This window comes from Rahnella sp. GSA61A, assembly GCF_019969905.1.
GTDB lineage: Bacteria > Pseudomonadota > Gammaproteobacteria > Enterobacterales > Enterobacteriaceae > Rahnella > Rahnella aceris.
In genome coordinates, this window is sequence record NZ_JAHXYO010000001.1 from 148,369 (window position 1) to 160,396 (window position 12,028).

The 12,028-nt window shown below is 54.3% G+C and carries 6 protein-coding genes; 1 reads left to right on the forward strand and 5 read right to left on the reverse strand.

Annotated features, from left to right (window positions below):
* Window positions 1–240: 240 nt before the first annotated feature.
* Entirely contained in the window at window positions 241–2,856 is a 2,616-nt protein-coding gene (locus tag LC431_RS00655; protein ID WP_223509132.1) for an autotransporter outer membrane beta-barrel domain-containing protein, read from the forward strand.
* Between the two features lie 47 nt (window positions 2,857–2,903).
* Here the strand turns inward: LC431_RS00655 and fhuB are convergent, their stop codons facing one another.
* The 5 genes from fhuB to mrcB all read right to left on the reverse strand — a co-directional run bounded on the left by fhuB (window position 2,904) and on the right by mrcB (window position 11,853).
* On the reverse strand, window positions 2,904–4,892 hold the full coding sequence (fhuB, locus tag LC431_RS00660; RefSeq protein WP_223509134.1) for a Fe(3+)-hydroxamate ABC transporter permease FhuB: 1,989 nt from the start codon (window positions 4,890–4,892) through the stop codon (window positions 2,904–2,906).
* Window positions 4,889–5,791, reverse strand: coding sequence for a Fe(3+)-hydroxamate ABC transporter substrate-binding protein FhuD (gene fhuD, locus LC431_RS00665; RefSeq protein ID WP_037033375.1), 903 nt, complete (start codon window positions 5,789–5,791; stop codon window positions 4,889–4,891). Before fhuD ends, fhuB begins: the two co-directional genes overlap by 4 nt.
* A 1-nt stretch (window position 5,792) precedes the next feature.
* On the reverse strand, window positions 5,793–6,605 hold the full coding sequence (gene fhuC, locus LC431_RS00670) for a Fe3+-hydroxamate ABC transporter ATP-binding protein FhuC (protein WP_112150937.1): 813 nt from the start codon (window positions 6,603–6,605) through the stop codon (window positions 5,793–5,795).
* 95 nt (window positions 6,606–6,700) lie between these two features.
* On the reverse strand, window positions 6,701–8,923 hold the full coding sequence (gene fhuA / locus LC431_RS00675; RefSeq protein ID WP_126125134.1) for a ferrichrome porin FhuA: 2,223 nt from the start codon (window positions 8,921–8,923) through the stop codon (window positions 6,701–6,703).
* Between the two features lie 296 nt (window positions 8,924–9,219).
* Window positions 9,220–11,853, reverse strand: a complete 2,634-nt coding sequence (gene mrcB, locus LC431_RS00680; RefSeq protein WP_112197469.1) for a bifunctional glycosyl transferase/transpeptidase — start codon at window positions 11,851–11,853, stop codon at window positions 9,220–9,222.
* Between the last annotated feature and the right edge of the window lie 175 nt (window positions 11,854–12,028).

Sequence of the window (12,028 nt, forward strand, 5' to 3'; positions counted from 1 at the left end):
TCCAGCCATTCATAATATTCATTCGTAAAATGAATACCATAAAGGAATTATATTTATATGGACTATAAAAAATATTTAATTTCTCCAACAACGGTTAATTTACCTGTTAACTCCAGGCTTTGCTTACTCAGCATCGCACTGTATACCGCACTTCCAATTTTCTTAACACAAAGTCTTTCTTCAGCGATGGCATCCTCACCGTCCGTACAATCGCCCCCCGCAGGAACAGGCCTGACAACGATGTCATACAATGGTACTAACGAATACTTCAGGCCTACCGAAAGCTACACCGACCTCACGGGTGCTGCGATAGTTGTTAACGGTGATGGGAATACGTTAGACATGCGCCCCTATGAAGAGGGCGTATTTCTCTACTCTACTGACGTAACAGGAAAGAGCGGGATTGTATTTAATGGAAACGATTCAACCCTGATTAATAATGTCGATATTACAGTGACCGGAACCGAACTCGGCGGTGTCGATGCGGCTGTAAATATGAAAGGCACCGGGGTAGTCAATAACTCGGGCAATATTGATTCTCAATCCGACGCTATTTATCTCGCGAAATTCTCAACCGTCAACAACCACGGCACAATAACCGCATCGAACCCTGACAGTACACGCACGGCTGTCTATTTTAATAGCGGAGGAGACTTTAACAACAGTGAAGTTGGTCAGGTAGAAAGCACAGGCTATGGCGTGGTTTTCAACGCCAAAACAGCCGGAGATCCGCAAAGCCAGCTGCTGAATTCAGGAATTATCACCGGCAGGGTAAATGGCGTTGTCGGCAGGGGAAATGCCGAAGGGGCAATTATCAATCAGGCCGGGGGAATAATAAGCTCTGAGCAGGGTTCAGGCATTGCAATTTCGGATACCGCAAGTTTCGACATTACTAATTACGGAACTATCACCGGACAAGAAGCCGCTATTCGTTTCTCAGGCACAGGCAGCAACTCACTGACACTGAGTACCGGATCCATGCTCAATGGCGACGTTATCAGCAGCACCGCCGACACTAACACCCTGATGCTTTATGAAACGGGTACTGAAGATGCCAACTTTACCGGCTCTTCTGCCAGCACGGGGTTCAAAACACTGACGATGGATGGCAATGCCTGGACGCTGTCCGGTGATATCAATCTCACCGGCAGCGATGAATCCACATTGCTTGTTAACAGCGGCGTGCTGACCCTGAGCGGCAATGTCACCTCGGCAGGTAAGACCCTGATTAATAGCGGTGGAGGAATGTTGGTTGATACAACGGGTTCCCTGACGACACCAGAAATTAATATCGCGGAAAGTGCCTGGTTTGCTTCAACGGGTACGGTCACGGGCGACATTCATAACAGCGGTACCGTTATGGCCTATAACGCCCTGGCCGGCAATGAATCGGCAGCAGCAGGTACGACAACGTTACAAGGGAATATGAATAACGCCGGCACATTGTTGCTGGGCGGGGGGCAGACCGGAAATACCTATATCATTGCTGGCGACTATACAGGTGATAACGGCGCTGTTGTTATCAACAGTGAGCTTGGCGGCGATGAATCTCTTACCGATAAACTGGTGATTCAGGGTAATAGCTACGGGCAATCCTCCCTGACCGTCAATAATATCGGCGGAATGGGGTCGGAAACCCTGCAAGGTATGGAAGTGATCAGTGTCGGTGGCACTTCTGCCGGGCAGTTCTCGCTGGGAAATCGTGCGGTTGCCGGGGCTTATGAATACAATTTATTTCAAAATGAAAACGATGGGAGTTGGTATCTGATGTCAGCAGCAACGCCGGATCCGACACCCGCCCCAGACCCAACGCCTGAACCGGATCCTGTCCCTGATCCTGCTCCCGAACCGACTCCTGACCCAATTCCCGATCCGGTTCCGACCCCTGACCCAATTCCCGATCCGGTTCCGGTTCCTGAACCATCGCTTTATCGTCCTGAAACCGGCGCTTATCTCGGTAACCAGCTGGCGGCACAGCGTATGTTCACTTTGCAGTTGCATGACCGGGGCACCGCACAAAAGAGCAGCGATGAACGTGCATGGCTACTGATTCATAATGACGCCACCAGTCTCAATGCTGCGGACGGTGATTTGTCACTGGATACCAACATTACAACCCTGCAATTGGGAACCAGCCTCCTGACTGAGGATACAATACAGGGTGGCCAGTACCAGTTAGGTATTATGGCGGGTATAGGGGACAGCAGAACCAAATCTAATGCTGACGGTAGTCATTACAGAGCAACCGGTAAGGTCAACGGTTACAGCCTCGGCGCCTACGCCACCTGGTATCAGGATGCGAAATATCAGAAAGGCTGGTATGTCGACAGTTGGGCGCAATATGCCTGGTATGACAATAGCGTACAAGGCAACGGTCTGGACCCGGAAAACTACAGCAGCCAGGGTGTACAGGCTTCAGTGGAAACAGGATATCTGTTGGCTTTCGGCCAGTCCTCATCCCGTGAATGGACGGTTGAGCCTCAGGTGCAGGTCATCTATAACCGCTATGACAGTGAAAATCATACCGAAACCAATGGCAGCCGAATCGCTGGTGGCACTGACGATTCATTGCTAAGCCGGACTGGGGTTCGCTTATCAAACCGGAATATCACGGATAACAATGCCCTGATCCCTTACGTTGAAGCGAATTGGGAAAACGGTCAGTACGTTGACTCCCTGAACTTTAACGGTGATGCCGTGAGTAATGATATGCCGGAAAATCGCTACGGGTTACGTGTCGGCCTGACCGGAAAAGCCGCTGAAAATATGCAGATTTGGGGACAGGCTGGCTCTTATATTGGCGAGAACGATTACACCAATTATCAGGCAGCCGTAGGCGTGAAAGTTAACTTTTAAGTCCACACTGACGATATTAAGGGCGCTCACCGGAGCGCCCTTTTTTGTTAATTCGCCTGCTTTCTCAGCAGATAAATAAAGTACGGCGCACCGATAAAGGTGGCGAGCAGACCAGCCGGGATCTGATCCGGGAAAATGATCATCCGTCCGCACCAGTCCGCAAAGACCATCAACAACCCGCCGAGAATACTGGCGACCATCCACTGCGGAACCGCCCGGCGAAAGCCCATCATGCGCGCCATATGGGGTGCCATCAGCCCGACAAAACTCAGCGGCCCGACAGTCAGCGTTGCCGCCGCAGTCATCACCGCCGCCAGCAGTAAAATCGCCAGGCGGGTAGGCGTCAGCGCCAGTCCGACTGATTTCGCGGTCACGCTCCCCAGCGGTAAAATATTTATCCAGCGGCGGCAGAATGGCACAAGAACCATCAGCACCCCGGCCAGAATCAGCGTTCGCCAGGCGGCTTCAGCGGATACGGAATAGGTTGAACCTGAAAGCCAGGTCAGCAGGCCACCCATTCGCGGATCGCCGCTCGCCAGCAGCAACGTCATCAGCGTGGTGAAAGCGGTACTGAGCGCGATACCGGTCAGTAACATACGTTCGGCCGAAAAACTTCGCAGCCCCGAGGCCACCATAATCACCAGCAACGTCAGCGCCGCACCCGCACTGCCCGCAGGCAGCAGCCAGACAAAGGCATCGCCCGGGACGATAAACATCATCACCACCACGCCGGTCGCCGCACCGGAACTGATCCCCAGCACTTCCGGGCTTGCCATCGCATTACCGGTCAGTTTTTGGATCAGCACACCGGATGACGCCAGCATAATACCCGCAGCCAGCGCCGCCATCACGCGCGGCAAACGCCACGGCAGCAGCGCCTGTAAATCTGCACCGGTGGACCAGCTCCAGCCAGTGGCATTGCGTCCGGCCATCAGTGCAACCATCAGCCCGAGTAACAGCACGGCGAGCGCCAGTGACACCCAGCGCACCAGATGCTGACGTTCAACCGGTACGTGATCGCCCTGATCCATTGGCGGCGGTGTCATGTTATTGCGTAAACGCGGCAGCAGCCATAACAGCAGCGGCGCGCCCACCAGCGCTGTCGCGGCACCGGTAGGAATCTCCATCCAAAAGGTGGTGAGGGTTTGCATCACCTGATCGGTAAGCCAAAGCAGCAGCGCACCGATAACCGGCGCAATGATCAGCCGTGCAGCCAGACGACGTGCACCGAGCATTTTCGCCAGAAGCGGGGCAAACAGGCCGATAAAACCGATGATCCCGACCGCATTGACCAGTTGCGCACTCATTAAAATCGCCAGCGTCAGCACAGCAAGACGCGCCGCTGACAGGCCGAGGCCAAGATTTTTGGCGACGCCATCATCCAGCCCCAGGAGCGTCATCGGACGCTGCAACAGAAACGCCAGCAGCCAGACGATAATCACCCGCGGCAGCAGGAAGTTCGCGATATCCCAGTCCTGCTGGTTCAGCGCCCCGCTGCTCCACATGTACAGACTTTGCAGGTTCTGGTAGTTGAAGATGCCAATCAGGCCATTCACCGCTCCGCAATACAAGCCCAGCACCAGACCGGCGAGGATCAGCGTGACCGGTGACATGCGTTTGCCCCAGGCGATGCCGAACACCAGTGCACCAATCACCACCGCGCCAGCCATGGCGGCAAACTGCTGGGTGATCATCCCGCCCGGCAGTGCCCACAACGTGGCGACCGTCAGGCCGAGCTGCGCGCCTGCCGAAACACCCAGCGTCGCGGGCTCTGCCAGCGGATTACGTAATACCTGCTGGAACAGCAAACCAACCAGCCCCAGCCCGGCACCGGCCAGCAAGGCCACAGCGACGCGCGGCAGCAGGCTGTAATGGAAAAGCATCTGCTGGACATTATCGATATCAGGCTGCCACAACGCCCCGCGCCACTGTGCATAAGGCAGTTGCTGATTCAGGTTGTAGAGACTGAGCACACCGGCGGCCAGCGCCAGAAGTATAAGGAGAGTCAGCGAAACGCTGAGTGAACGGCGGTTCATACCGGTTTCCCCAGAGTGCTGGTGAGAATTTTACAGAAATTCATCGCGCTGAAGGTTGCTCCGTAATACCAGACGGCGGGCACGATGCTGAACTGGTTCGCGCGCACAAACGGCATGGATTTCCACAGCGGCGTTTTTGCTACTGCCTCCATCATGTCGGCGTTGTCGTGTTCGAAACACAATACGCGGGCGTTTTTAATACTGGTCAGGCGCTCGACGCCGACCGATACGCTGCCCCAGAAACTGCCTTCCCCGGCCCAGGCGTTGGTCAGCCCGAGCTCACCCATCACTTCATGGAACATGCTGCCCATGCCAAACACCAGAACGTGGCGCGTATCAATAAAGGTGATTAACAGCAGCGGCTGCTGCGCGACCGGCTTCAGCTGTTCGCGGGTTTGCAGCAGCGTGTCACGGTACAGCTGCAAATGCGTTTCGGCGCGATCCTGTAAACCGAGACGATCCGCCAGTTTATGCAGGGAACTGATGGCCAGATTGAGCGGTTTTGCCGAACCGTCATTGGCTTTGACACCCAGAACCGGCGCGATGGATTCGAGCTGACTGGTCGTCGGACCATAACCGGCGGTGATCAGCAGCAGCGAAGGTTTTAGCTGCTGGATAAGTTCCATATTGGGTTCGGTACGCTGACCGACATCAATCACGCCCGGTGCCAGCGGTGGTTCAACCACCCAGGTGTTGTAATTACGGATATCGGCAATCGCCAGCGGCATCACGCCGAGTGCGATCAGCAGTTCAGCCGGTAACCATTCGAGAGCAATAATGCGGCTGAGATCGGGACGCGATGCCGACAGCGCAGGCACCGAGGTCAGCAACGGAGAAAGCGCCATCATCTGCAACAGACGACGACGGGTGATTCCGGAAAAATTTGAAATATCAGACATATCAGTATACGAAGCTCACCGGCGCGCCACCCGCAGGATGCGGCAGAATACCCATCGGAATGCCATAAATCTGTTCCAGTACCTCGCCGCGCATCATCTCTTCCGGCGCGCCCTGGGCAATCATTTCACCACCGCGCAGCGCCATCAGTTGATCGCAATAGCGGGCAGCCATGTTCAGATCATGCAGCACGGCGATCACGGTTAAGCCCTTCTCACGGCTCAGACGCTGGATCAAGGCCAGCACATCTTTCTGATGGGCGATATCCAGCGCAGAGGTCGGTTCATCGAGCAGCAGGCAACGGCTGTCCTGCGCCACCATCATCGCCAGCCAGGCACGCTGACGTTCGCCGCCGGAGAGGCTGTCCACCAGACGCCGGGCGAACGGTTTGAGGCCGACCAGCGCAATGGCTTCTTCGACCTTTTCTTTATCCTGATGTTTGAAACGACCCAGTGCGCCGTGCCACGGATAGCGGCCAATCGCCACCAGTTCCTGCACTGTCATGCCTTCTGCGGCGGGGAGCTGCTGCGGCAAATAGGCAACCTGACGCGCAAAGGCTTTGCTGTCCCACTGCGCCAGCGGCGTGTCATTGAGGTAAATCGTTCCAGATGTCGCAGACTGATGCCGCCCGAGCATTTTTAATAACGTCGACTTTCCTGACCCGTTGTGACCAATCAGGCCACACACTTTCCCCTGCGCAAAGGTCAGGGATAATGGCGCGAGAAGCGTGCGTCCCGGGACGCTGAAACTCACGTCCTGCAGGCGGAAGACGCTGTCTGGCAGCGGGGAAGACGGATGTACGTTGTTATCAGGCATAAGATTTTCTACGTCGACATCGGGTTGAGAACAGGAAACGGGCACGACCTGCGTGCCCGGATTTTAGTGCTTACATACTGACTATTCGAAGACTCTTAAAAACGGAAGGTTGCGGTGGCAACCACCTGACGCTCCGCGCCCCAGTAACAGGCGTAATCGCGGTAGCAGCTTGCCACATACTCACGATCCAGCAGGTTATTGACGTTCACGCCAACGGAAGAACCCGGCAGACCAAAGCGTGCGAGATCGTATTTGATCGTCGCATCAACCAGTGTGTAACCGGCAACATTAAAGGCTTCGTTAGTCTTATCGCCCGTCGTGTAGAAGCTGGAGGTTGAACCGAAGTAACGAACGCCGGAACCCACAGTCAGGCCGCTCAGTGCAGTTTCGTGGAAGGTGTAATCCGCCCACAGTGATGCCATGTTCGCAGGCACTTCAGCAGGACGCTTGCCTTCATAAGCAAGGTCGTGCGTGTACTTCGCATCGGTATAGGTGTAAGACGCCGTCATGTTGATGTTGGCGTTGAGTGCGGCTTTCGCTTCCAGTTCCAGACCACGGGAACGAATCTCACCTGACTGAACGCTGAAGGTATTCGTCTGATCGGTAGGATCGTTGGTCAGGTTTTTGGTTTTCGTCAGCTGATATACGGCCGCCGTCAGACTGATCGGACGATCGTTAGGAATGTATTTCACACCCGCTTCGTACTGTTTACCGATTGATGGATCAAACGGCTTCCCATCCTTGTTAGAACCCGCTGTCGGTTCAAAGGATTCGCTGTAGCTGAAGTACGGGGAGATACCGTTATCAAACAGGTAATTCAGACCGCCGCGCCAGGTAAACTGTTGGTCATTAATTTGCGTAGCGCTGTTGCTTGAACGGGTAAACGTCGAGCTTTTTGCGAAATCGTAACGACCGCCGACGGTCAGGATCCACTTGTTCCATTCCGCCTGATCCTGTGCGTACAGACCGGTTTGCTCCTGACGGTTGAGAACTTCATACGGGAAGTACAAGGACACATTACTGTTGCCGTACTGCGGGTTGCTCATGTTCAGATTACTGGCGGAACCATAATCGGCATCAATGTCGTTACGCATACGCATGTAATCCACACCCATCAGCAAGGTGTGATCGACATCTGCGGTGGCAAATTTAGCCTGCGCCTGGGTATCCACATCGAAGTTAGCCAGTTTCTCTTTTGACTGAACGTACGCGCGGCTCATCACGCCATTCCCGACATAACCGGTGCCGTAAACGCCTTTGTATTGGGTATCGAGTTTGGTGTAACGCAGGTTCTGACGCACGGTCCAGGTGTCGTTAAAGCCGTGTTCGAAGCTGTAACCGACCATTTTCTGGTTGCGGGACATCTTGTTGCTTTCTTCGCCTTCGTTGAAGTCGGTCGGCAACTTGTGTGCTTTTCCGTTGGCGTCGTAATACGGCACCACGGTGCCCTGACGCGGTAACCAGCCGTAGAAACCGGCATCCGGATCGTTCTGGAAGTTGCTCAGGAAAGTGAAGCTGGTTTTATCATCAGGACGCCAGGTGAAAGACGGCGCAATACCGTAGCGTTTCTCTTTCGCCATCTCCTGCTGAGTATCCTGGCTGTGCGCCACGCCGGTCAGACGGTAGGAATACACGCCCGCGTCGTCGATGGCGTCGCTGAAATCAAAGCCGGTCTGGTACAGGTTGTCTGTACCCATTTTGAACTGCACTTCTTTCAGCGGTTCAGTGGTCGGGCGTTTACTGACCATGCTGACTACACCGCCCGGATTACTCTTACCGTACAGAACGGAAGACGGCCCGCGCAGCACTTCAACACGCTCGAGCATGTACGGATCCATCGACACTTCAGAATAGTTGTCACCCTGAAGTTTGATGCCATCGAGATACTGGTTGGTGTTCACCGATGTGAAACCGCGGATAGCGATCGCATCATAGGTGGAGGAACTGCCACGGCTGGCGAAAACGCCCGGCGTGTAGCCTAAGGCTTCTTTTACTGAAGCAGGCTGTTTCATGTCCATTTCTTCACGGGTCACCACGGAAATAGATTGTGGCGTTTTCACCAGTGGCGTGTCGGTTTTTGTGCCGGTCGCGCTGTGTTTTGCCGCGATAGTGGCCGCCGGCCCCCACGCAGATTCGGGCGCCGCTTCGGCCATTGCCGAGCTGGTCACGTTTATAGTGTCTTCTTTTGCCGGGGCGGTGGTGGCTGCACTCGCATAAAACGCGGCAGAGCCGAGCGCAGCGGCGAGGGTTAAAGCTAACGTCCGGCGCTTAAATGCACCTTTTTGGACTGAAGTTGAAAGCGAGCATTGAGAAGCCATTGCATAATCTCTGGAAGAGTAATGGGAATGTAAACGATAATTATTATTATGAACGTTGCATATTATGCTCAATGCTTACGCGGCTGCAAGCCTATTTAATGCATGGTTTTTCCGAATGAATAAAAAGTATCCTCATGTTAAACGTGGGTAAAAACGCTTATAAATTAAACGGGAATGAATGTGACTTGCTTGCTGGAAATGTGAAATGGGGTGGGTAAATTTGGATTAAGAATGACAAATAAAAAAGGGCGCAATTTTCATTGCGCCCTTTTTAGGTTTACGGAATCAATTAATTATCAGTTGCCTGAACCAAACATATCCTTGATCCAGCCCGCCACGCCGTTGCTGTCTTTCTTCTCATCCTGAGATTGTGGCTGTTGCTGCTGTCCGGATTGCTGCTGCTGTTGTTGCTGTTGCTGTTGCTGCTGGATCTGTTGTTGCTGTTGCTGAACAGCGCTCACAGAAGCCTGACACATGGCGTCCGGCGAATCAGTCCAGACCGGGATTGAACGCACCGCGCCACTGCCGCCCAGCAAGCCACCGCTGTTGCCACAGACAAAGTTACCGCTGCCATCAATATTCATCGTACTGATGCCTTCCGGCATTTGCAGATCCAGGGGCTGAGGTGTGCCGTTTTCCAGATACCGTCCGTAAAGCACCAGCGCACCGGTAGAACCCCACAGTTTGGACGGGCCGTTGTTGTCGCGGCCTACCCAGGTGATCGCTACCTGATTGCCATCGATACCGGCAAACCAGCTGTCACGCAGTTCGTTCGACGTACCGGTTTTCGCCGCCAGATGCAGTTTCGGGAACTTGTTCGCCAGTGCGCGCGAGGTCCCTTCCTGCACTACCTGCTGCATGGCATACAACGTCAGATACGCTGCCTGAGAAGGGATCACGCGCACAGCCTGCGGGAAGCTCTGATAGAGCACGGTGCCGTCTTCCGCAATCACTGAGCGTACCGCTGACAGTGGCGCTTTGTTGCCGCCACTGGCAATGGTCTGGTATTCCTGCGCAACTTCCATTGGCGTTAACGCAATCGCACCCAGCAACATTGATGGCGTCTGGTTCAGCGACTCTTTAGGGATCCCCAGATCAATCAGCGTTTTGGTGATGTTGTCGAGACCAACGGCCATCCCCAGATTGACTGTCGGGACGTTCATCGAGCGCGCCAGGGCATCCACCAACAGAACCTGACCGCGGAACTGATGGTCATCGTTTTTCGGCGACCATGTCTGACCATTTGCCAGTTTCAACGTCAGCGGCTGATCGGCAAGGATGGTATTGAGCCGGTATTTATCCGGCTGAGACAACGCGGTCAGATAGGTCGCCGGTTTCGCCAGCGAGCCGACCTGACGTCGCGCCTGCATCGCACGGTTGAAGCCCGCGAACTGCGTTTCCGCGCCGCCGACCATCGCCCGCACTTCACCGGTATAACGGTCAACCACCACCATCGCCGTCTCGATATCATTCAAACCGCTTTTCTTGCGCAGTAACGGAATGCCTTCCTCGACCGCTTTTTCCGCCGCATCCTGAGAAATCGGATCCAGCGTGGTGAAGATTTTCACCCCGGACATATCCTGAACTTTATCGCCCAGTTTAGCCTGCAGTTCCTGACGCACCATCTGCATAAACGCAGGCTGCGGCGAAATCACCCCGCCTTTCGGCTGCACGCCCAGCGGACGCGCGCTGAGCATGTCATACAGTTCCTGATCGATAACTTTCTGATCAACCAGCAAACGCAGCACCAGATTACGACGCTGCAAGGCCATTTGCGGATTACGCCACGGGTTATACAGCGAGGCACCTTTCACCATACCCACCAGCAATGCCTGCTGATCCAGACTCAGTTCGTTCACCGGACGGCCAAAGTAATACAGGCTTGCCAGCGGGAAACCGCGGATTTGATCAGAACCGCTCTGGCCGAGATACACTTCGTTCAGATACAGCTCAAGAATGCGGTCTTTGCTGTAATCTGCATCCAGCAGGATCGCCATCACCGCTTCACGCGCTTTACGGCTCAGCGAACGTTCGTTGGTCAGGAACAGGTTTTTCACCAACTGTTGCGTCAGCGTTGATCCCCCCTGCACCGCATGACCGGCGGTGAGGTTAGCCACCACGGCACGACCGATGGAATAGAAGTTGATACCGTCATGCTCATAGAAATGACGGTCTTCCGTGGCCAGCAGCGTATCGACCAGCAAATCAGGGAAGCCGGAACGTGGCACGAACAGACGCTGTTCACCGTTGGCGTTAGACGCCTGCAACATAGTGATCAGACGCGGATCGAGGCGGAACAGACCGAAATCACGCTGGTTATCCAGGTTTTTAATCTCGGAAAGACTGTTGCCGTCAAACATCAGGCGGGCGTTGACCTGCCCTTCTTTTCCTTCCGGAAAATCAAACGGACGGCGCAGCAAATCAATGTAATTCGCGTGAACCGTAAACTCGCCCGGACGGGTGATGCGCGTCACTTCGCGATACTGCGTGCCTTCCAGCAATCCGACCATTTCAGCTTTGCTGATTTGCATGTCCGGCTCAAGATTGACCTGACGGCCATACACCGCCGCAGGTAACTGCCAGACTTTGCCGCCATCGATGCGGTCATGAATTTGCTTGTTGAGATAAACCGCGTAAATCCCCAGCAAAATCAGGAAGACGACAAACAGTTTGACTAATAACCAGAACAGACGGCGCCTGGCGCTTTTCTTCCCGCCTTTGTTCGCTTTACGCGGCGGGGCTTTACGGCTCATGCGTGACTCCCGTTCTTCTTCGTAGTCATCATCATCCTCATACTCGTCATCGATTTCCTCTTCATATTCTTCGTAGTCGTCATCCCGGCGGCTACGGCGAACGGGACGAGCCCGCGCAGGCTTGCGCCCGGCAGGTTTACCTTTACGGCCAATCGGCTCGCGATCATCGCCAGACATCAGTCAATCTCCCAACGTGCTGCTGTGTTCGTCATAATGATTCTGCTTAGCTGAGTCATTTTCATTTTTGATTTCAAATGGATAGTCTATCTGGCCTGAAGTTCAGGCCGCAAGGCGCTTACTCTGTGCCCCGCTTTATGTTTCGCCCAGAAGAAATGTCTGAAAAATTGTTCTT